Raw genomic sequence first — 23,468 nt, 5'->3', positions numbered from 1 at the left:
GTTCCAGAGGGGTCAGTGGATGCTTGAAGCCAGCTCGAAAATAGGCATGTACATCAGGATCACGATGACCCCGATCAACAGGCCGATGAAGGTCATGAGCAGCGGTTCGAACAGTCTTACGAACCATTCGAGCCAGCGACTGATTTCTTCGTCGTAGAAATCAGCGCTGCGCTCCATCATTTGCCCGAGGTTGCCGGACTGTTCGCCGGCGCGCAGCAATCGCAAGGACACCGGGGTCACGAGGTGATTGAGCTCAAGCGCAGCCGACAGCGATTGACCCTCGCGCACCCGTTCGCAGGCTTCGTCCAAACGTGTTCGAGACGCCACGGTGAGCAAACCACGCACCATGCCCATGGCTGTGACGAGAGGGATGCCGCCTTGCAGCAATATCCCCAGCGAACGGTAGAAGCGCGCCAGTTCATACATGAAGATGCGTTGATGGATCGCCGGGACTTTTTCAATCAGACGATCTACGCCCCGACGAAAGGCCGGTTGGCGCTGGAGAAAGGCGAGGGCGACGATGATTGCCAGCAACCCGCCGAAGAATTCCCCCTGATGCGCGTGGAGGAACATCCCGCTGGTCATCAACACTTGCGATAGCCACGGCAGGTTCGACCCCAGGCCTTCGAACACCAGGCTGAAACGCGGCACCACGTAACCCATCAAGAACAGAACCACGCCACCGCCCACCACCAGCAACAGCATGGGGTAGATCGACGCGCTGACGATTTTCTGCCGAACCTCGTCCATGCGCTGGCGATAGCTGACATATCGGCCCAGGGCTTCGCCCACGGCACCGGTCTTTTCACTGGATTGCACCAGCGCAACGTACAACGGAGGGAATACCCCCGATAACTGGCCCAATGCCTGGGAAAACGATTTGCCCTCGTAAAGCAAACGCACCAGCTCACTCAAGGTTTTGCGGGCTTGTGGCGCGGATTCTTTTTCGGCCAGGCTTTCCAGCGCATCGATCAACGGCAGGCCCGCATTGAGCAATGTGGTCAGTTCCTGGCTGAACAACACCAGGTTGAACGTTTCGCGCTTTTGCAGACGCAAGGCACGCCAATGTCGATCGGCATGCAGGCTGACCACCCGCATACCCTGGTCTTCGATAATTCGCCGGGCTTCGCTGTGGCCGGGGGCCTCGACGGTCATCGAGACCACACCGGCCTTGCCCACGGCTTTGAGATGAAAGCGCATGGTCTTCCCCCGTCATTGCCAGCTGGTGACTTCGGCGTTTTCGCCTTCGCCGCCGGGTTGCCCGTCCTTGCCCATGGACAGCAAGTCGTACTCGCCGTTTTCGCCGGGATAGCGGTAGTTGTAGTTACGGCCCCATGGGTCCTGAGGCAATTTTTTCTGCAAGTAAGGGCCAGTCCAGTGGGTTTCATCGCTTGGCGCGGTGACCAGTGCCTGTAGACCCTGTTCGGTCGACGGGTAATGGCCGACCTCCAGGCGATACAGATCCAGCGCCTTGCCCAGGCCTTCGATTTGCGCCTTGGCGACTTTGACTTCAGAACGGCCCAGTTGGGCGAAATACTTCGGCGCGACGATACCGGCCAACAGCCCCAGCACCACCAGCACCACCAACAGTTCGAGCAGGGTGAACCCGCGTTGAGTACGCCGGGCACAACACAGACGTTGATTCATGATGACCTCACACAATCGGCAGAAGGGTCGCAACAAAGGCTTATGCAATTGCCATGCTCAGCCTTGGGCAATCTTCTGGACTCCCCGTGCCATGGGCCTTTGCGCTTACGGCACAGAGCTTGCGTATGGCTGTTACACGATCGGTCATTGGGGCATAACCCCCATTTTTCGGGGCCGGCCAGGGGAGGAAGAAAAATGAGAATACTCACCACTGGATTACTCGGATGTTTGCTACTGAGCAGCGCTGCACAGGCCGATGTCTTCATTTCCGTAGACGCCAAGGGCAGCTATGTACTGTCCAATGTCCACCGTCCCGGCCGCACCTATGAACGGGTCATTCACGAGCCCACTGCGGCGGTCGTCAGCCTCGATCAGCAGCCCCAGATGATCGCCGCGCAACCCTATGCCGAGCTGGTCGCGGCGGCTGCCACGGACAATGAAGTGCCGGCGGCGCTGTTGCATGCGGTCATCCGCGCCGAGTCCCGTTACAACGCCGATGCACGGTCCCCCAAGGGCGCTGGCGGGCTGATGCAATTGATGCCCGACACCGCGCGGGAGATGGGCGTCAAGGATGTCTACGATCCCAAGGCCAATATCCAGGGCGGCGCCAAGTACCTCAAGCGTCTGTTGACCCTGTTTGACAACGACATTGCCCTCGCGGTGGCGGCCTACAACGCCGGGCCGCAAGCAGTACTCAGCCGTGGCGGGGTGATTCCGCCGTTCGCCGAAACCCAACGTTACGTGCCCGATGTTTTACGCCAATACCGGCGCTTGCAGGGCTTGGCTGCGGATGCGCCGTTGTAATCGAAACGGTGTGCCGACAACCCCCAATAGTGGGGAAAGATTGCCCCCGGCAGAAAAGTGGGGAATTGGTGGGGAATGTCCCCCCGGCTTATTAAGTCGAACGCCTAACTCGTTGAAAAACTACAAAATTATATTTGGCATGGCGATTGCTGTACCGCATTTGTCGAGAATAATTCCTGTGAGCACCCATCGCGAGGCCCCGTGACCATGACCGGCATACCTAACGCTCCGTCTTTGTTTAATCTGCTGCTGTTGGTGGCGTCGATGTTCGGCATCGAGCTGGCCGAAGCTGCCGCGCGTTGCGAGCGCAATCTGGTGGCGAACGTCGTGGCGCTGGATCAGCCGCTGATGTTCAACCGCCTCGGTGCGCAGAACGCAAACGGCATGATGTTCGCCCTGCGCCGCGACGTGGTCGATGACAACAATATGTCTTTGGCCCAGGGCGGGTCGGCGGTGCCAGGCAAAGTCTCGCTGCGGCCCGACAAGCGTCCGCGTCCGCTGGTACTGCGGGTGGCCGCCGGTGATTGCCTGACGATCAACCTGCAAAACTTGCTGGCGTATCAAGCCAACCCCGGCAAACACGAGGGCACCGAGGTCGAGGGTGAAGAGCAGGTAGAAGCCGGCAATACCGACCAATTCAAGGTCGATGAGCAAGTCACCGACCGTCACGTCGGCTTTCAGGTCAACGGCCTGCAAGCGGTCAACAGCATTGACGACATCGCCTCCTTTACCGGGCGCAACGCCAACTCACTGATCCCGCCAGGCGCCACCCGTTCCTACACCTTGTACGCCGAGCGCGAAGGCGCGTTTGCCGCGAGTAGTCGTGGCGCCACCTTTGGTGGTGAAGGCGACGCGGGTAACGTGGCCAACGGCCTGTTTGGCGAAGTGGTGGTGGTGCCCAAGGGTGGGCGCACTTATCGCAACACCGTAACCGAGGAAGAAATGCGCCTTGCCAGCGCTGGCCGTACCCCGGCCGGCCAGCCGATTGTCGATTACCAGGCGCGCTACCCGCAGCGCGAGCCGTGGATCCGGGAAGGCAAGGCTGGCACGCCGATCATCAGCATGGTCGACGGCAATGAAATCATTTCCAGCGAGAGCGACGCGATCGTGATGGGCAGCAACGCCGACGGCAGCTTCCCGCCCTCGACCTACGCGCTGGAATCCATGGGAAAACGCAACCCGGCGCTGCCAAACCGGCTGGAACCGTTCCGTGATTTCGCCTCGCAGTTCCAGGATGAAGTTGCCGCGACCCAGGCATTCCCTGCCTATTGGGCAGACCCGGTGATGGCCCACGTGCTGGAACCGACTCGTGACTCGTTCATGATCAACTACGGCTCCGGCGGTATGGGCGCCGAAGTGGTGGCCAACCGTCTGGGCGTCGGGCCGATGCACGATTGCCTGTCCTGCGCCTATGAAGAATTCTTCCTCAGCTCCCACACCGTGGGGGACGTGGCGATGCTGGTGGACGTACCGGCCAACGTCGGCCTGGAAAACATTCTTCCAGGTCAAACGCCACGCGCCGACCAGATCGGGGTCAAGGCGACCATGGCGCTGTACCCGTCCGAGCCTTCGAACGTCAACCACAGCTACATCGGTGACTTCGTCAAATTCCGCAACACCCACAACGGTCACGAGCAACACATCTTTCACTTGCATGGCCATCAATGGCTGTACAACCCCAACGACGATAACTCCGACTATGTAGACGCTCAGGGCATTGGTCCGGGCGCCGGTTACACCTATGAAATCGCCAACGGTGGTTCGGGCAACCGCAACCGCGTGGCGGGCGATGCGATCTATCACTGCCACTTCTACCCGCACTTTGCCCAAGGCATGTGGGCCATGTGGCGAGTGCACGATGTGTTTGAAGAGGGCACCAGACTCGAAGTCTCGCAACAAGGGGACGACGGCTATCACAGCGAACCTTACGCCCTGCGCAGCGGTAAACCGGCGGCAGGCGCGCGGGCCTTGCCTGATGGCGAGATCATTGCCGGTACGCCGATTCCTGCAGTAGTGCCGCTGCCGGGCAAAGCCATGGCGCCGATGCCGGGCAAAGTGGCGGTCGTGCCGAAAATCAGCGAAACCCTGGTGGCCAGTCAGGGCGATGACGATGACGAAGAGGAGGGCGATGACGACGGCGGACATCATGGCGGCAGCGGTGGTGCTCAAGCCATTGGTTCCCTGGCCCTGGTGGACCGCAGCGAAGCCAACCGCAATGCCGACGGCAGCCTGAAAAACCCTGGTTATCCGTTCTGGATCGGCGGTATGGAAACCTCGGTCGGCCAACGTCCGCCAACCCCACCGCTGGACATGCTCGACGCCGCCAAGGCGCAATCCCTGAAAACCAGCGGCAATGCCTTGTGGGCCAACCTCGACCCGGCGCAGTCCGGTGGTTGGGACGGCGGTTTGGGGCGGCACTCACTGGATGGTTTCTCCTCGGGTGGTGAGGCGCACACCGTGACCACTTCGCTGGACTTCTCCAAGGAAGTGACCCGGGCCAAACCGATTTACATGCCTGAAGAGGGCACCGAAGTCGAACAGGCGGCCATGGCCTTCCACGCCAAAAAAGAACACGCGAGCTACGCAGTACTGCCGGGCAATCAAGTGGTGGCGCGCAACTTCCGCACCAACGGCGCCTTGCCGATGGCGGGTGCGCCGTACTACGAACCATGCATGGACGATCGGCAAAAACGCCTGACCGCCAGTGCTGGCACCGGCGAGTTCAACAGCGGCGAGCGCATCGATGGCCTGTCGTTCACCGGTTCGTCGACCTTCACCGCCGACCGTCCACGCATCTACAAAGCGGCCAACATCCAGTTTGATGCGGTGTACAACAAGGTCGGCTACCACTTCCCGCAAGCGCGCATTCTGGCGCTGTGGGAAGACGCCTGGCCGGTAATCACCAAACAGCGTCCGCCAGAGCCTCTGGTGATGCGCATGAACACCTTCGATTGCGTGCAGTACCAGCAAACCAACCTGGTGCCGGCCATCTACGAGATGGACGACTATCAAGTGCGCACACCGACCGACGTGATCGGCCAGCACATTCACCTGCCTAAATGGGACCTGACCGCCGCTGACGGTTCGGCCAACGGCTGGAACTATGAAGACGGCGTGCTTTCCCCCGGTGCCGTGCAAGAGCGCATCCACGCGATTCGCCTGTACAACCAGTGCGAAGGCACCGACCCGCGTGACGGCACACCGGCCTGCCCGGTGGCCAAGGCGCATCCGTTCTTTGGTCAATATGGCCGGGCTGACTGGGTGGGCGCACGCACGGCGATGCAGCGCTGGTTTGTCGATCCGGTGGTCAACAGCAAAGGTGTCGACCGTGGCCTGGGGACCATTTTCACCCACGACCACTTAGGCCCATCGACGCACCAACAGATTGGTCTGTACGCCACCGTGTTGGCAGAACCAGCCGGTTCCACATGGTTCCACGCCGAAACCGGCGAGCCGTTGTACAGCGGCGCGCGGCAGGACGGCGGGCCGACCTCGTGGCAAGCGGTGGTGTCGACCGGTGACCTGGACGGCGACGGCAAGAACGACAGCTTCCGTGAGTTCTTCCTCGAATACAGCGACTTCCAACACGCTTATGAAGCGGGTGTGTACGTCGGCGCCGGCCCCAATGGCGTGCCGGATGCGCAGGCCTTCCCTGCCACCGCCGACAGCTTCCGCTACGCGATCAACCCGCCGGTGCGCAACAACGCCAGCAACCTGTTGGAAGGTGTAGTCGAGGTACAGGGAGGGATGGTTCCGGGCTGCCCAAGCCGGCCTTGCCCACAAGCCATCTCGGTCGATGACCCGGGCATGTTCGTGGTCAATTACCGCAACGAACCGCTGGCCTTGCGGGTGTACGACCCGAACAAGGTCGGGCCGGATGGCAAGCGCGGCATGCAGGCTGATGGCCTCGGCGGCGACCTTTCCTACGCCATGCAAAGCCGTACCGATCGGGCGATCCCGGCGATGAACCTGGCGCCAAACCAGATCACTGCCGCCACCGGCCCAACCGGCGGGACCACGTTGTTCCCGCCACACATCAACCGTGGTGGTGCCGAACCGGGTGACCCGTTCACCCCAATGCTGCGTACCTACACCGGTGACAATGTGCGGCTGCGGGTGCATGCCGGTGGTCACGAAGAAGAACACAACGTGACCCTGCACGGCGTGAAATGGCTGCAAAGCGGTTCCGGTTTCGGCAACAGCTCCAACTCCGGCTGGCGCGCGTCGCAAATGATCGGGATCTCCGAGCAGATGGGCTTCATTGCGCCGGTCTCGATGCTGTCCAGTTCGGCGGCAACCACCGGGGATTATCTGTACTCGATGGATGCGTCCCTGGAAGGTTACTGGAGCGGTATCTGGGGTGTGATGCGCAACTACACCGCGCAACGCAATGACCTGTTCGCGCTGCCGAACAACCCGAAACCGGCCGGTATGCGCAACACCGTGGCCTTCGATGGTTCCTGCCCACGGATCAGCGCCAACCCGAACGGCATCGGCACCCGGCCTACCGTGCAACGCAACTATGAAGTGGTCGCGGCACTGGCCAACGACATTCTTGGCAATCCGCTGAACCTGTCCATCGCGGATCCGGCGGGGATCGGTCAGCATGTCGGCGGGCCGTTGAACCCGGCGGGTGGCACCCTGGTTTACAACTCCAGGACGGTGAACATTCCTCAGGTCACCGTGACCGATCCTGAAGATGGCGAGACCTTCACCATCGGCGGGCAGAGTGGGCCGCTGCATGATCCGACCGCGATTCTGTATGTGCGCAAAGCCGATCTCGACCCAGCCACCGGCAAGCTGAAACCCGGTGTGCCTGTCGAACCACTGGTGCTGCGTGCAGCGGCGGGTGACTGCATCAACATCACCCTGGAAAACCGCTTGCCAGTGGTTATGCCCGACTTGACCCAGACAGCGGTGATGCAAGGCATGGTCAAACGTGATCGCAATAACGGGCAGGGCGCGACCACCTTCAGCAACAACCTGATGCGGCCGTCCAGCCACGTTGGCTTGCATGCGCAACTGCTGGCATACGACATCACCAAATCCGACGGTACTAACGTCGGCGCCAACCCGATCCAGACCGTACCGCCTCGCGTTGGCAACAGCGGTGCGTACCCGACGCGTACTTATCAGTACTACGCCGGGCACTTGGAGCGTGAAGGCAAACCGATCACCCAACTGGGCCGCAGTGTGGACAACATCAACGCCACGGCGGTGGAGTTCGGCGGGTTGAATTTCACCCCGGCGGACGTGATCAAGCAGCCACAAAAAGGCCTCGGTGGTGCGATGAGCATCCTGCCGGTCGGCGCCACTTGGGTTGAGGACGCGCGCAAAACCAATGCCACGGTCACCGCGCCAGGGCAGACCATTTACCGCGACTTTGCGATGGTCTGGCAGAAGGCGTTGAACATTCGCTGGGCCAATGGCCGGCCGGTGGAAGGCATTGCAGCTGAAGGCCTGGGGGTGCCGACCGATCCACAGGACAACTCCAGCATGGCCATCAACTACAAGACCGAGCCGTTGTGGTTCCGCTTCGGCCTGCCACCGGACGCACCATTCGGTCACGCCGGCGGTTACGGTTACGGCGACGTGCCCAACGCGCACATGGCTTACAGCAACGCGTTGGTGGGGGGCGATCCGCAGACACCGGTGCTGTATGTCAAACCGGGGCAACCTTTCCGCACCCACATCATGATGCCAACCGGTGGCAGCCGTGGTTCGACCTTCCAGCTTGACGGTCACGTCTGGTCGGTCAACCCGTTCCTGGCGGAGAAGAGCGACACCGGCGGTTATCCGATGTGGACGCCTGGCGTGGGTTCGGTGCGGTTCGGCTACAACCCGATGTCGATGTACATCGGCGCTCGTGAAAGCATCCTGCCAGCGGCGCACTTCAGTTCCATGCACCCGAGCGCCGGGGGCGCCAATGCGATTCCGGGCGACTACCTGTTCCGAGATTACGGGGCGTACGGCAACACCGCAGGGCTTTGGGGTTTGCTGCGGGTGACCAACGAACCTGAACCGGCACCGGCGCCGTAGGCCGGGAGAGGGGGCTGTGGGAGCGAGCCTGCTCGCGATGAAGTCACCTCGGTGTCATGGGGTGAGGCAAATGACGCTATCGCGAGCAGGCTCGCTCCCACAAGGGATGCGCGGCAGGTACAGAATCAAGAGGGTATAGAGCGATGAACAGGACTATCAAAATCGCCGGTTGTGCACTGGTTGTCGGGGCTGCGCTGATCAGCCTTGGCGTGTGGCGCACCGCGCCGACCAACAATTTGAGCAAGGTCGCCCTGCCGGACACCTGGAGTAGCCAGAATCTCTCCCGTGACGGTATTTCGGTGGCGCTTGAGGTCAAGCCATTAGCCGGGGACGGCGTGCTGCGCGAAGGTGAGTTTGCCGACGTGCAGTTCCGGGTCAACGACAGTGCCTCGGGCCAGCCGTTGTCGGGCGTCAATCCCGGCGCCTGGCTCGACCCCGAAACCGTCGCCGCCGACAAGGCCCAGGGCCGCGAGCAAAGCTGCAAGTCGCGGGTTGGGGTGTTCCTCAAATCCAGCATTGGCGCGCGGCCGTTGCTGGACCTGAACAGCTACTTCCTGCTGGTGATGAATCGCGACGCCAGTGTTTCGGTGGTCGATCCATCGGTGTCGGTGGGGGGGATTACCAGCACCATGGCACGGATCGACCTCAAACAACCGCCGATGGATTGGGTGACCCCGAAGGACAACAAACGGGTGTTTGTGTCGATGCCGACGGCGGGGGAAGTGGCCGTGATCGACAGCGAGCAATTCAAGTTGCTGGAGTCGGTGGCAGCCGGCAGCAACCCGGTGCGCGTGGCCCTGCAACCGGATGAGCGTCTGCTGTGGGTCGGCAACAATGCGTCGAATGCCGAAGAGTCCGGCGTCACGGTGATCGACACCCATAGCCTGAAAACCCTCAAACACCTGGCCACCGGGGCCGGGCATCACGAAATCGCATTCAGCAAGGACAGCCGGTTTGCCTTCGTCACCAACCGCGACGACGGCACATTGAGCATCATCGACATCGCCAGCCTGACTGTGAGCAAACAACTCAAGACCGGTTCGCACCCGCTGTCGGTGGCGTACTCGCCGCTGTCCCAGGCGGTGTATGTCGCTGATGGTAAAGACGGCACCGTGACCGTGGTCGACAGCGCCAGCCTGGCGGTGCGCCGGGTGATCAAGGTGAAGCAGGGCCTTGGGCCCATGGGATTCAGCGCTGACGGCCGTTTCGGCATCGTGCTCAACACACTGGAGAACCAGGCCTCGATAATCGACGCCGCCACCGACTCGCTGATCCATGAACTGGACGTGTCCGCCGAACCGTACCAAGTGGTGTTTACCAAAGCGTATGCCTATGTACGCGGACTGGCATCGGCAAAAGTCACGATGATCAACCTGTCGTCGCTGGGCCAGGGGCGCACGCCGATCAGCCAGGGTTTCGAAGCCGGGCCGCAGCCGCCAAGGATGGCCGGTGATCTGCCGCTGGCGTCGAGCCTGGCGGTGTCGCGGGACGACAATGCGGTGTTTGTGGTCAATCCGGTCGACAACACCACCTATTTCTACGCCGAAGGCATGAATGCGCCGATGTCCGGTTACCCGAATCGCGGGCAAGTGGCACGGGCGGCGATGGTCATCGATCGCAGCTTGCGCGAGGTCGAACCGGGGCTGTACAGCGCGCGGATCAAATTGCCCTCGGCGGGGCGTTTCGACGTGGCGTTTCTGCTCAATCAACCGAACATCATCCATTGCTTCACGGCCTTGGTTGAGCCCGACAAACAACTCGCCCAACACGCTGGCGTGCCCAAAGTGGAGTTCATGCTCGACAAGGCAACGACCGCCATCGGCAGCCCTTACGTGGTGCGCTTTCGCATCGTCGAGGGCAAGCAGAAGGTCCAGCGCAGCGGGGTCAAGGATGTTCAAGTGCGCTACTTCCTCGCCCCGACTTCTCGGGTTCAGGAAGTTGCCGCCCTCGACGTGGGCAACGGCATCTATGAAGCCCCGGTGACCCTGGACCAGAACGGCGCGTGGTACTTGCACGTCCGTGCGGCGTCGCTGGGTGCGAATTTTGACGATAAGACTTTTGCCAGCGTGCGGGTTCTGCCCGGCGTTACGAACTGAAGAGGACACCGACATGAACCGTTTCGCACATCGTGGATTGCTGACGTTCTGCCTGTTGACTGCCGCTATGGGTCAAGCCCTGGCGCACTCGGCGGATGAGCACGCCGGGCACGACATGCCGGCCAAAAGCGCCAGCTCCGAGAGTGCCCAGGTCAAGTTCGCCGACGTGGCGCTGGTGGACCAGAACGGCAAACCGGTGCGCCTTGAAAAGGACCTGGTCAGCAACAAAATCGTGGTCATGAGCTTCATCTACACCAGTTGCACCACGGTGTGCCCGGTGGTGTCCTCGATCATGGGCAAGGTGCAAAAGCAACTCGGTGCGCGGGTCGGCGGCGAGGTGCAGCTGGTGTCGATCAGCGTCGACCCGCAGCGCGACGACGCCAAACGCCTGAACGACTACGCCAGCAACTTCCAGAAAGGTCCGGGCTGGAGCTGGCTGACGGGCAGTTCGCAGTCGATCACTGAAACCCTCAAAGGCCTGGGCTCGTTCAGTGGTGATATCAAAAACCACCAGCCGTTGATCCTCGTCGGCGACGGCAACAGCCGTCACTGGACCCGCTACTACGGTTTCACCGACCCGACCGTGCTGACCCGTGAAGTCGAGAAACTCAGCGGCCAGCGCAATGCCCACGCTAAACACACCGCCATTGCCATGGAGCAACAGCCATGAGAACGCTCGCCTTGACCCTCATGTCGATGTGCCTTGGCCTGTCCAGCTTGACGGCGCTTGCCCACGAAGGGCACGAAGAAGCCGCGCCGACGGTGGCTGCCGCGCAACCGGCGACCGGCACGCACGACGCACAAACCTGGTTCACCGATACGCCGTTGCAGGATCAGAACGGCGAGACCTTGCGCTTCTACAGTGACGCGCTGCAAAACCGCGTGGTACTGATGAATGTGATTTTCACCAGCTGCGATGATGCTTGCCCGCTGATCACCCGCAAGCTCAAGGAAGTGCGTGAGTTGCTGGGCGACAAGGCGGATGGCATTACCTTTATCTCCCTTACCAGTGATCCGCTGCGTGATACACCGGCGGTACTCAAGGCCTATACCTTGAAGCAGGGCGTCGATGGCCCCCACTGGCTTTTTCTTACCGGCGACAAGGCGCAAATGGACCTTGTCCTGGGGCGTATCGGCCAAGTCGTGCCGACCCCCGAACAGCATTCGACGCAGTTGATCGTCGGTGATGTGGCGAACAAACGCTGGAGCAAAATCCGCCCCGATGCCCCGGCTGCCGCCATTGCCCAGCGCTTGCAGTTGCTGACCATGCCCGTGGCCGGTGGTTGAGTGCGTGTCATGAAAACGTCCCTCGTCCTCGGCCTGTTACTCCTTGGCGGCATTCCTTTTGCCGCCCAGGCGTTAACGTTGACCCCCAGCGAAAGTGCGGGCAAACGCCTGTATCGCGAAGGGGTGGCCGAGAGCGGTGAACCGGTCATGGCACGGGTCGGCGCTGCCGATATGCTGCTGCCGGCCACCAGTTTGCCGTGCGCCAACTGCCATGGCGCTGACGGTCAGGGGCGACCGGAAGGCGGGGTGCGCCCCCCTGATGTCAGTTGGTCGCGCCTCTCCAGCCGCTATGGGCAGAAACAAATCAACGGCCGCAATTATCCGGCTTACACCGAGGGCACGCTGGCCCGTGCCATAGCGCAAGGTCGCGACTCCGCCAACAATCGCCTCGACCCGGCGATGCCGCGGTTCGTGCTGTCGATGAAAGATCAACGCAACCTCTCGGCCTATCTCAAGCGTGTGGCCGAAGACCGCGACCCCGGTTTGACCGACGACAGTTTGCACCTGGGCACGTTGTTGCCAAGTCAGGGACCCTTGGCCGACGAGGGCGCCACAGTCGCAGCGGTGCTCAAGGGCAGCGTGGCGCGAATTAATGCGGCGGGCGGCATTCATGGCCGGCAATTGCGCCTGACCATTCTCGACCCTGGTCTGGACCGGGCCAGCGCCGAGTGGGCGCTGGACCAATTGATCGAGCGCGAGCAAGTGTTCGCCCTGATTGCACCGCTGGCACCGGCACTGGATGCGGACCTGCCGGCGCGTCTGGAACAGGCGCGGATTCCGCTGATCGGGCCGCTTTCGTTGCAGGGCTCGGCGCAGGGCAGTCGGCAAATCTTTGAACCATTGCCGGGGCTGCGCGAACAGCTGATCGCCCTGGCCAACTACGCCGCCGCCAGTTTGCGTGTGCTGCAGGGGCCGACGCTGATTACCTATCCGGACGAGCCGGGCCAACGGCTGGCCGCGCAAAACCTTAGTCAGTACCTGCAAGATAACGCCTGGCAACAGGTGCGCCTGCAAGCCTACGACGAGGCAAAAGACGAACTGCCACTGGGCTCGCGGTCGGTGTTTTACCTGGGCAGCAGCAGCGGCTTCAGTCGTTTGGCCGAACGTTTGCAAACGGCGGGGCAGGTGCCTTACCTGTTCGCCGCGTCGAATCAGGTGGGCGGTGACGTGTTGCGAGTGCCCAGTGGATTTTCCCGTCGGTTGTTTTTGGCCTACCCCTTCGTACCGAGCGACTGGACACTGGCCGGACGCCTGGCGCTCACGCAATTGCGCGAAAAGCAGGGGCTTGGCGGTCAGCATTCGTTGCTGCAAGTCGGCGCCTACAGTTCGATGCAACTTTTGAGCGAAGGCATGAAGCAGGCCGGGCGCGACGCCAGCCGCGACAAACTCATCGGTGCCCTGGAAGGCCTGCACGATTTCGATACCGGGCTGACCCCGCTTATCAGCTTTGGCCCGGGTCGACGCTTGGGCTTGAGTGGCGCGCATGTCGTCACGGTGGACCTGCCCGACCAGCGTTTCTTCCTGGTTGCCCCCTACAAACCCCTTGCTGTCATGCCTTGACCGGAGGCCGAACATGAAACTCAATATTGCGCTGATGCTGCTGACACTGTGGGCCCCGGTGGCGTTCTGCAACAACGGGCCGGCCGCCGCACGGGTCAATGGCGAAGAAATTTCCGAGTTTCGCCTGGAACGTTATTTTGCCGAATTCCTCGAAGATCAGGGCCGGGCGGTGGGCAACATTCGTAACCCCAAGGCCTACAAGCAACTGCGTCAGAAGGCGCTGGATGCGTTGATCGACAAGGAATTGTTGTGGCAGGAAGCGGTCAAGCGCGGCGTGGTGATCAGCGATGCCGACGTGCAAAGCCAGGTTGCCCAGACCCGGCAAGCGATCGGTGGCCCCGAAGTGTTTGCCCGCCGGCTTGAAGACGCCGGTTTCGATGAAGCCAGCTTTACCGAGTACACCCGCCGCGAGCTGGCGGCCCAGCAAGTCTTCGCTGACCTTATCCAGGTGGGCAAGCCGGATGAAAAACAGGTCCGGGCGTTTTACGAAGAACACCGCGCTGACATGAGCAGACCCGAAGAAGTCCAAGCCCGGCACATCCTGATCAAGGTGCCCCAGGGCGCCGATGCCACCACAGTTGAAGCAGCCCGACTACGCTTAACAGAAATGCGTGTCAAAATCAGTCAGGGTGAGGACTTTGCCAGCGTTGCCCGGGCCGGCTCCGAAGACTCGACTGCCAGSCAAGGCGGGGATCTGGGCTCGTTTTCTCGTGGGCGAATGATGCCGGAGTTCGAAGCAGTGGCGTTTGCCCTGGCGCCGGGGGCGGTCAGTGAACCGGTGCGCACGCCAATAGGCTGGCATTTGATTTATTTGCAGAACCACTCGGAGGCGGTCGATGTCCCAGAAGTGCAGGGGCTTGAGATGGTCCGGGCTTATCTCGCCCGACAGCAACAGGCTCAAGCTCGCCTGCAAGTCTTGGCGCAGCTTCGATCAAATAATCGAATTGAACGGATGGATGCTGATTAACGCTTGTCCCCCAATTGTGGGGCAAGCATCATGGCAAATCCTGACCGTTCCCCGTCTTTGGGGGACTGTGTTCGTGAGCGAAAAAGTTTTATCTTGGAAATCAAAGAGATGTGTCGGTCAAAAACCGGCTCTCAGTCTGGCATGAAGTGTGCGTTAGCCTAATTAAGGCGCGTACTCCCGGGGCACGGAAATCGTACCTGTGGTTACAAGGAGTCGACCTTGTTGAACAGAATACTGGTTGTTGAAGACGAACAGCTGCTTGCACAAAACCTCCAGGAGTATCTGGCGGCGCAAGGGCTGGAAGTCCTGGTAGCGAACGACGGTGCGAAGGCGATCGGCGAAGCCGAAAGATTTGCACCCGATGTGATGGTGTTCGATTACCGCTTGCCCGATATGGAAGGCTTTGAGGTGCTCGATGCCGTCCGCCAAAACAGGAAGTGTCACTTTGTGCTGATTACCGGGCACCCAACCGCTGAAGTGTGTGAGCGGGCCCGGCAACTGGGAGTCAGCCATATCCTGTTCAAACCGTTTCCTTTGGCGGAATTGGCCCGTGCAGTTTGTGACCTTTTAGGGATGAAGCGCGAACCCAAAACAGGCGTGAGCACTTCCGAAGGATTCGTCGAACGACGCCAGAGCAGGACTGAGAGTTTCCCGCTGCAGTTGTACGACGGTAGTTGGGTGCTTGTGGATCGCCGACGCAAGACATCGGCCTCCATGGCGCCAGACGACGAACAACTGCTCACCGGGGAGTAATTGGCGCGACAAGACGTTCCGGCACCGCCGCAATGACTCGCCGCGCCGACAGGGCTTAAAAGCCCCGGGTGTTGGAGAGCATTTCATGGACCGTCTATCCCTTGCCGTCGAACCGGCGTTGTTGGACTGTGTACCGTCGCGTTTTACCAGTGAGCAATTAGCCCAGGCCCGGGCCCGCGCCACCAGTTCCGGCGAGCGGGTACTGGAAGCCCTTGGGGTGTTGTGCGAACTGGCCCCGATGCCCTTCATCCAGTGCCTTGGCACCACCCTGCATTATCCGGTGCTCGACACCGACAGCCTGTTCAAGGCCATCCCGGTATTCGACCGGGTCACCCTGGCCCAATGCCTCAAGCGCGAATTCATGCTGCTGCGTCACGACGATGCGGTCATTGGCGTGTTTGCCGACCCCTTCGATACGGCGCGCCTGGCCTGGATCGACGACTGCCTGCACGGTGCGCCGCTGTACCTGGTGCATGCCGACGACCTCAAGGCTTATCTGGCGCGTCACGAAGAGAGCTTCCACGCGGTGGAGTCGCTCAACGCCCAATCCGATACCGGCGTCGAAATCGATAACCTGCAAAGCCTGTCCCTGACCAGCATCAGCGAAGACGCCAGCGTCGTCGTCAAACTGGTCAACTCAACCCTCTACGATGCCTTGAAAATGCACGCCAGTGACATCCACCTGGGCACCACCGGTGGCGGCCTGGTGATCAAGTACCGGATCGATGGCGTACTGAACAACATCAGTAAAATCCAGGGCAGCGAATTCGCCGAGCAGGTCATTTCCCGGGTCAAGGTCATGGCCGAACTCGACATCGGCGAAAAACGCGTGCCTCAGGACGGTCGCTTCAAGATTGGTATCAGCGGTCGGCAGATCGACTTTCGGGTATCGATCATGCCGAGCATTTTCGGTGAAGACGCGGTGCTGCGGGTCCTCGACAAACAGGATCTGGCCGACAAGGTCAGCGGCGTGCAATTGCAGGCGCTGGGCTTCGAAGAGGAAACCCTGCGCCAGCTGCGGCGCCTGGCGGCCGAACCTTACGGCATGGTCCTGGTGACCGGGCCGACCGGTAGCGGCAAAACCACCACGCTGTACGCGATGATCACCGAGATCAACCACGGCGTGGACAAGATCATCACCATTGAAGACCCGGTGGAGTATCAACTGCCGGGCGTGCTGCAAATCCCGGTCAATGAAAAGAAAGGCCTTACCTTCGCCCGTGGTCTGCGCTCGATCCTGCGCCATGACCCGGACAAGATCATGGTCGGTGAAATCCGCGACCCGGACACTGCACAAATCGCTGTGCAATCGGCACTCACCGGGCACCTGGTGTTCACCACCATCCACGCCAACAACGTGTTCGACGTGATCGGTCGTTTCACCCAAATGGAAATCGACCCCTACAGCCTGGTGTCAGCCCTCAACGCGGTACTGGCGCAGCGCTTGATCCGCCTGGTTTGTGCCAGTTGCAGTGAAACGGTCATCCCCACCGATGACGAGTTGCAGGCGTCGGGCCTCGATCCAAAAGAAGTCGGGCATTACCACTTTGTGCATGGCAAGGGTTGCGGTCACTGCCGGGGCACGGGCTATCGCGGACGCAGTGCGATCGCCGAACTGCTGCACCTGGACGATGAGTTGCGGCAAATGATTGTCGAGCGCCAACCCATTTCGAAGATCAAGGCCCACGCCTGCAAACGTGGCTTGCGCTTGCTGCGCGAGTCGGCCCTGGAACTGGTGCAGCAGGGGCGTACCACGCTCGAGGAGATCAATCGTGTCACTTTTGTCTCGTGAACGTTATGTCGCCGTCCTCGGCGCCAGTGGTGTCGGCCTGGGCCAGCGCAAGGGCAGTGAAACCCTGTGGCTGGGCAGCGTCGGCTTTATCGACGAAGGCTTCCATGCCTGGGCCGTCGCCCTCGAAACCCTCGATCGTCTGCTGGGTGAACATGCGCCTGCCGGTGCGGAGTTGAGTGTGGTGGTTTCCGGTCACTTCAGTCGTTTCTGCCTGGTGCCCTGGAGCGAAGCAATCAGCACCCCCGACGAATTGCTCGGGTTCGCCCAACTGTGCTTCGAAGACCTTTACGGTGTACCGGCTCAACCCTGGTGCATCGTGCTGTCGGCCGAGCCTGCGGGTTACGACCGGATCGCCACGGCGCTGCCGCAAGACTTGTTGACGCGCCTGCGCAGCCTGGCCAGCGGTCGCGGCCTGCGCTTGCGTTCGGTGCAGCCGTACCTGATGGCCGCGTTCAACCACTTTGAAAAGAGCTTTGACGGTGACGACTTTCTGTTTGTGGTGGCCGAGCCGGTGCGCAGTGTGTTGCTGCTGGCGCGGGAAGGGCGTTGGGTGGCGGTGCGTTCGGCGGGCAGCAACGACAGCGATGCCGCACTGACCGCACTGATCGGCCGTGAAAGCCAACTGCAAGCCTCGACCAGCGAACGGCCCTTCAATCTCTACCTGCATGCCCCGGCGCGCATCGACTCACACCCGGACGTGCCCGGTGTGCAGTTGCGCACCCTTGAAGAAGACCAGACAGCCGTACGCGACAGTTTGTACGTCATGTCTCGGGCGGTGGCCTGACATGCGCCCGCTGATGCTCGACTTCCAGCCGCGTCGCCGTTCCGGCCCATTGGGCTGGAGCTTGTTGGGTGGTGGCATGGTACTGGCGCTGGTGTGTCTGGTTGCCCAGCACCATCTCGACGAACAGGCCTCGCAACAGCAAGGCCATTTGCAGCATGCCCAGCGTGCGCTCACCGGCGACAACGGCAGCAAGGTCACACTGACCCCGGCCGAAACCCGCGAGCAGGCGCATAACCTGGCGGAAATGCGCAAAGTTTCCCAGCAACTGCGCCGGCCTTGGGAGCGCTTGTTCGCCATGCTCGAAGCCATGCCGCGCGAAAACGTTGCCTTGCTGACCCTGACCCCGGACGCGCGCAAAGGTCAGGTGCGCATCAGTGCCGAGGCGCGGGATCTGGAAGCCATGCTCGAATTCCACCAGCGCCTGGAAGCCAGCGACGAGCTGTCCGACGTGTCGTTGCTCAGCCACGAAATCGTCGCCAACGTGCCGGAACACCCGGTGCAATTCAACCTGTCGGCCAGTTGGGAGATCGGCGATGCAAATCCCTAGATTGATCATCCACGAATACCTGCAAGGTCTGGGTATTCCCGGCCTGGCCGGCATGGCGCTGCTGCTGGTAGCCCTGGTGTACGGCCTGGGCGGCCTGGTGCCGGACTGGCAAGCGCTGCAACAGTTGAACCAGCAGACCCGTGAAGCCGGCGAGTACCTGGCCAAGGTTGAAGACGGCAGCGTCGCAGCCCCCGTGGTGCCGCAACGTCAGCTCGACGACTTCCGCAGCAAATTGCCGTCACAGCCTCAGGCCACCGTGGCCATCGACAAGATCTACGCATTGGCCTCCCAGGAACGCATCACCCTGTCTCGCGGTGAATACTCACTGGGCATCGACCCCAAGACGCACCTGGCCCGTTATCAGATTCTGTTGCCGGTGCGCGGCAGCTATCCGCAACTGCGGCGCTTCCTGCATGCCTTGCTCGGCCAGTTGCCGGCGGTGGTGGTGGAAGACGTGGAGTTCCAGCGTAAAAAGATCGTCGACACCGACCTGACGGGGCGCATCCGCATGACCCTTTACCTGTCGAGGTCATGATGAATACCAAACGCGTAATGGGTTGGGTGGCGTTCTTCGGCGTAGCCGCGGGGCTGACCTGGGGGACTCAATACTTCCAGCAAGCAGAGGAGGGTGAGGATTCTGCCATCGCCGTGGCCACCTCGGCCAAAGGAAAAACCGGTGGCGCGTTGCCGGCTGTAACGGTTAATGGCAAACCGGCGGTGATCAAGGATCTCAGCCCGTCCGGCGACCTGTTCGGCTCCCGCAGCTGGAAGCCGGCACCGACCCTGGCCAGCGTCATCGAACAACCCGTCAACCAAACCCCGGTGGTCCAAGCCCCCAGCATACCGCCGATGCCATTCCAGTTCATTGGCAAGCTTCATGACCGCTCCGACCTGCAAGTGTTTTTGCAGAGCGGCGAAAAAATATACGTCGTACGCAAAGGGGATGTGATCGACGACAACTGGCGGATCGAGCGGATTTCCGATGTGGAACTGAGCTTTGTCTACTTGCCTCTGCATGTGTCCCAGACTTTGTCTGTGGGGAGCGAGCAATGAACAAATCCCGTTTGCTGTTGAGCGTCTGCATCGTTGCAGCGCTGGCCGCGTGCAGTTCGGCGCAGATCGCGAACAAGGAAGGGACCGAGCTGATCGAGTCGGGGCAGTACGAAGCCGGCTTGGCGCGTATCGAAGAAGGGTTGCGCGAAGACCCTCGCGATACTTCGCTGCACATAGCCCTCACCAGCGGACGGGCACTGGCAGTGACAATGTTACTGTCCGAAGGTGACATGGACCGTGCACAACGGGATTTCGCCTCGGCGCGCCTGGCCTACGGCCGGGTGCTGAACATCGAACCGAACAACCGCCGCGCCCAGGACGCCCTGCGTCAGCTCCAGTACCTGCGCAGCATGGATGAAAAACTCGAACTGGCCCGTGGCGACCTGCGTCGTGGTGACATTTACGGGGCCGACCGTCAGGTCAAACAGATCCTCGAACTCGACCCCAAGAATGAAGGCGCCCTGGAACTGCAAGCCAACATTCGCCTGGTGCAGAGCCGCAACGTGATTCCGTATCCACAACTGCGCACCCGACTGGACCGTCCGGTCACCCTGGAATTTCGCGACGCCAACCTGAAAACCATCTTCGAAGTGCTGTCTCAGGTGGCCGGGTTGAATTTCATCTTCGACAAGGACCTGCGTCCGGACATGAAAGCCACGATCTTCGTGCGCGATGTGCGTATCGAGGACGCCGTGCAACTGCTGCTGCAACAGAACCAGCTGCACCAGAAAGTGGTGAACGAAAACACCTTGCTGATCTACCCGGACTCGCCACAGAAGCTCAAGGATTACCAGGAGCTGGTGATGCGCACCTTCTACCTGACCAGCATCGATGCGAACACCGCGCTGAACATGATCAAAACCATGCTCAAGACCCGCGACGTGTTTGTCGATGAACGCCTCAACACCTTGACCATGCGCGACAGCGAAGACGCCATCCGCATGGCGGAAAAACTCCTGCAATCACAGGATCAGTCCAACCCGGAAGTGGTGCTGGAAGTTGAAGTGATGGAAGTGGCCCGTCAACGGATTCTTGACCTCGGCCTGCAATGGCCGAACACCTTCGGCGTAATCAACACCGACGGTTCGCCCGTGACCATCCTTGATCAACTCAAAGGCATCACCTCCGACCGGATCTCCATTTCGCCATCGCCGCAAGCCAAAATCAACGCGCAAGACAACGACATCAACACCTTGGCCAGCCCGGTGATTCGCGTCACCAACCGTGAGCAGGCGCGTATCCACATTGGTCAGCGCGTGCCGATTATCAGTGCGACCTCGGTGCCTTCGACTCAAGGGCCGGTGATCACCGAAAGCGTTACCTACCTCGATGTCGGTCTGAAGCTCGAAGTGCAACCGATCGTGCACTTGAACAATGAAGTGGCAATCAAGATCGCCCTGGAAGTCAGTAACGCCACGCCGCTGGAACCGACCCGTCAGGGCACCATTCCGGTTCAGGTCGATACCCGCAATGCCCAGACCACACTGCGCCTGCATGACGGCGAAACCCAGATCCTCGCTGGCCTGGTGCGTAACGACCATGGCAGCACGGGTAACAAGATCCCGGGTCTGGGTGACATTCCAGGCCTTGGCCGGTTGTTCGGCAGCAACAAGGACACCGTCGGCAAATCGGAACTGGTGCTGTCGATCACGCCACGGATCGTGCGCAACCTGCCTTACCAGAGCCCTTCAGACATGGAATTCCAGACCGGTACCGAAACCAGCATGCACGTCCAGGCACCGGATCGCGGGATGCAAACGTCGAATGAGGCTGAACACAACGCACGGCAAGTGGCGGGCGTGACCACCCAAGTGACTGGCGGCCGGCCGGTGTCTGGCGTGACCACTCAAGTGACTGGCGGTCGACCAGTGTCTGGCGTAACCACCCAAATGAGTGGCGGTCGGCCATTGGCTGCAACTACCACTCAAGTGACCATTGAGAAGCCTTGATCATGAGCGCCTCGCAACGTGGTTTTACCTTGATCGAAGTCGTCGTGACGCTGTCCCTGATCGGCCTGTTGGCCGGTATGGCGGCGCCGCTGACCGAGACCATCGTGCGCCGGGGTAAAGAGCAGGAATTGCGCACGGCGCTGTACCAGATTCGCGACGCCATTGACGCCTACAAACGTGCCTTTGACGCCGGTTATATCGAGAAGTCGCTGAACAGCAGCGGTTATCCACCCAATCTTCAAGTCCTGGTGGAGGGCGTGCGCGATGTGCGCAGCGCCAAGGGCGCCAAGTTCTATTTTTTGCGCCGCGTTCCCCATGACCCGCTGACGACAGTCAAGCGTGACGACGAAGGTGGCTGGGGCTTGCGCTCATATGACAGCACGGCTCAAAACCCGCGCGACGGTGAAGACGTCTTTGACGTCTACTCCAAGGCCCGGGGCAAAGGGCTTAACGGCATCGCGTACCGGGAGTGGTGAGCATATGCGTCGGGAAAAGGGTTTTACCCTGTTGGAACTGATGGTGGTCATGGCAATCATCGCGACGTTGATGACCATCGCTTTGCCACGCTATTTCAACAGCCTCGAAACTTCGAAAGAAACCACGCTGCGCCAGAGCCTGTCGGCCATGCGTGAAGCACTGGATCACTACTACGGCGACACCGGACGTTACCCCGATTCGCTTGATCAACTGATCGAGCAGCGTTACCTGCGCAACGCGCCGATGGACCCGATTGCCGAGCGTAAAGACACCTGGGTGCTGGTCGCGCCACCGGATGGCGTGGCGGGCGGGGTGGCCGATATCAAAAGCGGAGCCACGGGGAGGGCGCGTGATGGCAGCCTTTATTCCGAGTGGTAAGCCCAACGACGAGGCGGGGTTTACCTACCTGGGCGTATTGTTTTTGATCGTGGTGATGGGCATGGGCCTGGCCAGTGCCGGCGAGTTGTGGTCCACCGCTTCGCGCCGCGATCGGGAACGTCAGCTGCTGTGGGTTGGCACTCAATACGCTCAGGCACTGCGCAGCTATTACCGCAGTTCGCCAGGCCTGGCCCAGTATCCGAAAGAGCTGGCAGACCTGCTACAGGACGAGCGTTTTCCAACGCCTAAACATCATTTGCGCCAGCTGTACCCGGACCCGATTGGCGGTGGGGAATGGACATTGATGCTCGGTTTCGACGGGCGCATCACGGGCATCAACAGCCCCTCGACCGACACGCCGCTCAAGCAGGCCGACTTTCCCAGCCAGTGGTCGGACTTCAATGGCATGGCGAGCTATGCAGACTGGCAGTTCGTGGCCGAGAAGGCCTTCCTTGACGGCACGTCGGGCCCGCCGAAAAGCCAGTCTGCACTGCCTCAGGCGCTATCGCCATGAACCGGCACTGGTTTGCGGCCCTGGTCCTGATGTGCGTGGCGTCCTGCGCCAGCGCCGCCGAAGAGGACGAAATGCTCGGCTTCATTGTCGATGACACGATCTCGCACATCGGCCACGACTTTTATTACTCGTTCAGTGAACGACTGCGCGCCACCAGCCCGATGGATTTCAACCTGGTGGTACGCGAACGACCTTCGGCACGCTGGGGCAGCCTGGTGACCGTGGAGTTTCAGCAGCGACTGGTTTATCGACGGTTCCTGCCGCCGAACACCGTGGACCTCAAAGACGACGCCTATCAGGCCGCCGATTGGGTTCGCGGGCAAATTGTCCAGCGCAAGCTGGAGGCGTTATTGCAGGACACAACGGACCTGGAGAGGGACGAACTATGAAAATAAAAACGTTCTGGCAGCGCACCGGCATTCTATTGCTCGGGCTTGGCAGCGGTGGCTTGGTCCAAGCCACAGAGTTGGTCTACACGCCCGTYAATCCSTCGTTCGGYGGCAACCCGTTSAAYGGCACCTGGCTGCTCAACAACGCTCAGGCACAGAACGACTATGACGACCCGGACCTGAAAGACCGCACCGCAGTGGCCGGTACTTCCGCACTGGAGCGGTTCACCAGTCAGCTTCAATCGCGCTTGCTGGGGCAAGTGTTGGACAACATCTCTTCCGGTAACTCGGGGAGCCTTTCTACCGACGCTTTTATTGTCAACGTTGTCGACGATTCCGGTTCACTGACCATTGAAGTGACCGACCGAGCGACCGGTGAAATTTCGGAAATCCAGGTTAACGGCCTGAACCCCTAATGGGGCTGTTGGGTCG

General features: G+C 60.9%; 21 protein-coding genes. 19 read left to right on the top strand and 2 right to left on the bottom strand.

Going from position 1 to position 23,468, the window contains the following annotated elements; all coding sequences use genetic code 11:
• Window positions 1-12: 12 nt before the first annotated feature.
• A complete protein-coding gene (locus tag AC1DRJ_RS03490; RefSeq protein WP_477800848.1) occupies window positions 13-1,200 on the bottom strand; it encodes a type II secretion system F family protein in 1,188 nt (395 codons plus the stop codon).
• A gap of 12 nt (window positions 1,201-1,212) precedes the next feature.
• Window positions 1,213-1,647 carry a type II secretion system major pseudopilin GspG gene (gene gspG, locus AC1DRJ_RS03485; protein ID WP_477800847.1) on the bottom strand — a complete coding sequence of 145 codons (435 nt, stop codon included), beginning with the start codon at window positions 1,645-1,647 and terminating at the stop codon, window positions 1,213-1,215.
• A gap of 195 nt (window positions 1,648-1,842) precedes the next feature.
• Here gspG and AC1DRJ_RS03480 point away from each other — a divergent pair, with 195 nt between their 5' ends.
• The 19 genes from AC1DRJ_RS03480 to AC1DRJ_RS03390 all read left to right on the top strand — a co-directional run bounded on the left by AC1DRJ_RS03480 (window position 1,843) and on the right by AC1DRJ_RS03390 (window position 23,452).
• A complete protein-coding gene (locus AC1DRJ_RS03480) occupies window positions 1,843-2,451 on the top strand; it encodes a lytic transglycosylase domain-containing protein (RefSeq protein WP_477800846.1) in 609 nt (202 codons plus the stop codon).
• A gap of 207 nt (window positions 2,452-2,658) precedes the next feature.
• Window positions 2,659-8,490: a manganese-oxidizing multicopper oxidase MnxG gene (gene mnxG, locus AC1DRJ_RS03475; protein WP_477800845.1), complete on the top strand. Its 5,832-nt coding sequence runs from the start codon at window positions 2,659-2,661 to the stop codon at window positions 8,488-8,490.
• 143 nt (window positions 8,491-8,633) lie between these two features.
• Window positions 8,634-10,586, top strand: coding sequence for a YncE family protein (locus tag AC1DRJ_RS03470; protein ID WP_477800844.1), 1,953 nt, complete (start codon window positions 8,634-8,636; stop codon window positions 10,584-10,586).
• A gap of 13 nt (window positions 10,587-10,599) precedes the next feature.
• Window positions 10,600-11,256, top strand: a complete 657-nt coding sequence (locus AC1DRJ_RS03465; protein WP_477800843.1) for an SCO family protein — start codon at window positions 10,600-10,602, stop codon at window positions 11,254-11,256.
• The gene (locus AC1DRJ_RS03460) at window positions 11,253-11,873 is read left to right on the top strand and encodes an SCO family protein (protein ID WP_477800842.1); all 621 of its coding nucleotides are present in this window, start codon (window positions 11,253-11,255) and stop codon (window positions 11,871-11,873) included. The genes AC1DRJ_RS03465 and AC1DRJ_RS03460 overlap by 4 nt, the downstream gene beginning before the upstream one ends.
• 9 nt (window positions 11,874-11,882) lie before the next feature.
• Window positions 11,883-13,433 (top strand): cytochrome c/ABC transporter substrate-binding protein, encoded by a 1,551-nt coding sequence (locus AC1DRJ_RS03455; protein WP_477800841.1) that lies wholly within the window; start codon window positions 11,883-11,885, stop codon window positions 13,431-13,433.
• A 13-nt stretch (window positions 13,434-13,446) separates the two neighbouring features.
• A complete protein-coding gene (locus AC1DRJ_RS03450; RefSeq protein ID WP_477800840.1) occupies window positions 13,447-14,400 on the top strand; it encodes a peptidylprolyl isomerase in 954 nt (317 codons plus the stop codon).
• Between the two features lie 219 nt (window positions 14,401-14,619).
• Window positions 14,620-15,153, top strand: a complete 534-nt coding sequence (locus AC1DRJ_RS03445) for a response regulator (RefSeq protein WP_477800839.1) — start codon at window positions 14,620-14,622, stop codon at window positions 15,151-15,153.
• Between the two features lie 85 nt (window positions 15,154-15,238).
• Complete coding sequence (locus AC1DRJ_RS03440) at window positions 15,239-16,945, top strand: GspE/PulE family protein (protein WP_477800838.1); 1,707 nt, start codon at window positions 15,239-15,241, stop codon at window positions 16,943-16,945.
• Entirely contained in the window at window positions 16,926-17,729 is an 804-nt protein-coding gene (locus tag AC1DRJ_RS03435) for a hypothetical protein (RefSeq protein ID WP_477800837.1), read from the top strand. Before AC1DRJ_RS03440 ends, AC1DRJ_RS03435 begins: the two co-directional genes overlap by 20 nt.
• A 1-nt stretch (window position 17,730) precedes the next feature.
• Complete coding sequence (locus AC1DRJ_RS03430) at window positions 17,731-18,276, top strand: PilN domain-containing protein (RefSeq protein ID WP_477800836.1); 546 nt, start codon at window positions 17,731-17,733, stop codon at window positions 18,274-18,276.
• Complete coding sequence (locus AC1DRJ_RS03425) at window positions 18,263-18,811, top strand: GspMb/PilO family protein (RefSeq protein ID WP_477800835.1); 549 nt, start codon at window positions 18,263-18,265, stop codon at window positions 18,809-18,811. Before AC1DRJ_RS03430 ends, AC1DRJ_RS03425 begins: the two co-directional genes overlap by 14 nt.
• Window positions 18,811-19,329: a hypothetical protein gene (locus AC1DRJ_RS03420; RefSeq protein WP_477800834.1), complete on the top strand. Its 519-nt coding sequence runs from the start codon at window positions 18,811-18,813 to the stop codon at window positions 19,327-19,329. Before AC1DRJ_RS03425 ends, AC1DRJ_RS03420 begins: the two co-directional genes overlap by 1 nt.
• Complete coding sequence (locus AC1DRJ_RS03415) at window positions 19,326-21,278, top strand: secretin N-terminal domain-containing protein (RefSeq protein WP_477800833.1); 1,953 nt, start codon at window positions 19,326-19,328, stop codon at window positions 21,276-21,278. The genes AC1DRJ_RS03420 and AC1DRJ_RS03415 overlap by 4 nt, the downstream gene beginning before the upstream one ends.
• A 2-nt stretch (window positions 21,279-21,280) precedes the next feature.
• On the top strand, window positions 21,281-21,754 hold the full coding sequence (locus AC1DRJ_RS03410) for a type II secretion system protein (RefSeq protein WP_477800832.1): 474 nt from the start codon (window positions 21,281-21,283) through the stop codon (window positions 21,752-21,754).
• A 4-nt stretch (window positions 21,755-21,758) separates the two neighbouring features.
• Window positions 21,759-22,133: a type II secretion system protein gene (locus tag AC1DRJ_RS03405; protein ID WP_007943950.1), complete on the top strand. Its 375-nt coding sequence runs from the start codon at window positions 21,759-21,761 to the stop codon at window positions 22,131-22,133.
• Window positions 22,108-22,647 carry a type II secretion system protein gene (locus AC1DRJ_RS03400; RefSeq protein ID WP_477800831.1) on the top strand — a complete coding sequence of 180 codons (540 nt, stop codon included), beginning with the start codon at window positions 22,108-22,110 and terminating at the stop codon, window positions 22,645-22,647. The genes AC1DRJ_RS03405 and AC1DRJ_RS03400 overlap by 26 nt, the downstream gene beginning before the upstream one ends.
• On the top strand, window positions 22,644-23,036 hold the full coding sequence (gene csgE / locus AC1DRJ_RS03395; protein ID WP_477800830.1) for a curli production assembly/transport protein CsgE: 393 nt from the start codon (window positions 22,644-22,646) through the stop codon (window positions 23,034-23,036). The genes AC1DRJ_RS03400 and csgE overlap by 4 nt, the downstream gene beginning before the upstream one ends.
• Window positions 23,033-23,452 carry a curli assembly protein CsgF gene (locus AC1DRJ_RS03390; RefSeq protein WP_477800829.1) on the top strand — a complete coding sequence of 140 codons (420 nt, stop codon included), beginning with the start codon at window positions 23,033-23,035 and terminating at the stop codon, window positions 23,450-23,452. Before csgE ends, AC1DRJ_RS03390 begins: the two co-directional genes overlap by 4 nt.
• Window positions 23,453-23,468: the final 16 nt, after the last annotated feature.

It is taken from the genome of Pseudomonas sp. P5_B2, from assembly GCF_056400445.1.
Note: the sequence above shows the minus strand (reverse complement) of the source record. Positions and strands in the feature narration are given on the sequence as shown.

What these genes read in the sequence shown, in the direction of transcription:
- AC1DRJ_RS03425 (WP_477800835.1), top strand. Translation starts at nt 18,263, where the DNA reads ATGCAAATCCCTAGATTGATCATCCACGAATACCTGCAAGGTCTGGGT.
- AC1DRJ_RS03465 (WP_477800843.1), top strand. Translation starts at nt 10,600, where the DNA reads ATGAACCGTTTCGCACATCGTGGATTGCTGACGTTCTGCCTGTTGACT.
- AC1DRJ_RS03415 (WP_477800833.1), top strand. Translation starts at nt 19,326, where the DNA reads ATGAACAAATCCCGTTTGCTGTTGAGCGTCTGCATCGTTGCAGCGCTG.
- csgE (WP_477800830.1), top strand. Translation starts at nt 22,644, where the DNA reads ATGAACCGGCACTGGTTTGCGGCCCTGGTCCTGATGTGCGTGGCGTCC.
- AC1DRJ_RS03410 (WP_477800832.1), top strand. Translation starts at nt 21,281, where the DNA reads ATGAGCGCCTCGCAACGTGGTTTTACCTTGATCGAAGTCGTCGTGACG.
- AC1DRJ_RS03480 (WP_477800846.1), top strand. Translation starts at nt 1,843, where the DNA reads ATGAGAATACTCACCACTGGATTACTCGGATGTTTGCTACTGAGCAGC.
- AC1DRJ_RS03405 (WP_007943950.1), top strand. Translation starts at nt 21,759, where the DNA reads ATGCGTCGGGAAAAGGGTTTTACCCTGTTGGAACTGATGGTGGTCATG.
- AC1DRJ_RS03400 (WP_477800831.1), top strand. Translation starts at nt 22,108, where the DNA reads ATGGCAGCCTTTATTCCGAGTGGTAAGCCCAACGACGAGGCGGGGTTT.
- gspG (WP_477800847.1), bottom strand. Translation starts at nt 1,647, where the DNA reads ATGAATCAACGTCTGTGTTGTGCCCGGCGTACTCAACGCGGGTTCACC.
- mnxG (WP_477800845.1), top strand. Translation starts at nt 2,659, where the DNA reads ATGACCGGCATACCTAACGCTCCGTCTTTGTTTAATCTGCTGCTGTTG.
- AC1DRJ_RS03440 (WP_477800838.1), top strand. Translation starts at nt 15,239, where the DNA reads ATGGACCGTCTATCCCTTGCCGTCGAACCGGCGTTGTTGGACTGTGTA.
- AC1DRJ_RS03430 (WP_477800836.1), top strand. Translation starts at nt 17,731, where the DNA reads ATGCGCCCGCTGATGCTCGACTTCCAGCCGCGTCGCCGTTCCGGCCCA.
- AC1DRJ_RS03460 (WP_477800842.1), top strand. Translation starts at nt 11,253, where the DNA reads ATGAGAACGCTCGCCTTGACCCTCATGTCGATGTGCCTTGGCCTGTCC.
- AC1DRJ_RS03470 (WP_477800844.1), top strand. Translation starts at nt 8,634, where the DNA reads ATGAACAGGACTATCAAAATCGCCGGTTGTGCACTGGTTGTCGGGGCT.
- AC1DRJ_RS03455 (WP_477800841.1), top strand. Translation starts at nt 11,883, where the DNA reads ATGAAAACGTCCCTCGTCCTCGGCCTGTTACTCCTTGGCGGCATTCCT.
- AC1DRJ_RS03420 (WP_477800834.1), top strand. Translation starts at nt 18,811, where the DNA reads ATGAATACCAAACGCGTAATGGGTTGGGTGGCGTTCTTCGGCGTAGCC.
- AC1DRJ_RS03490 (WP_477800848.1), bottom strand. Translation starts at nt 1,200, where the DNA reads ATGCGCTTTCATCTCAAAGCCGTGGGCAAGGCCGGTGTGGTCTCGATG.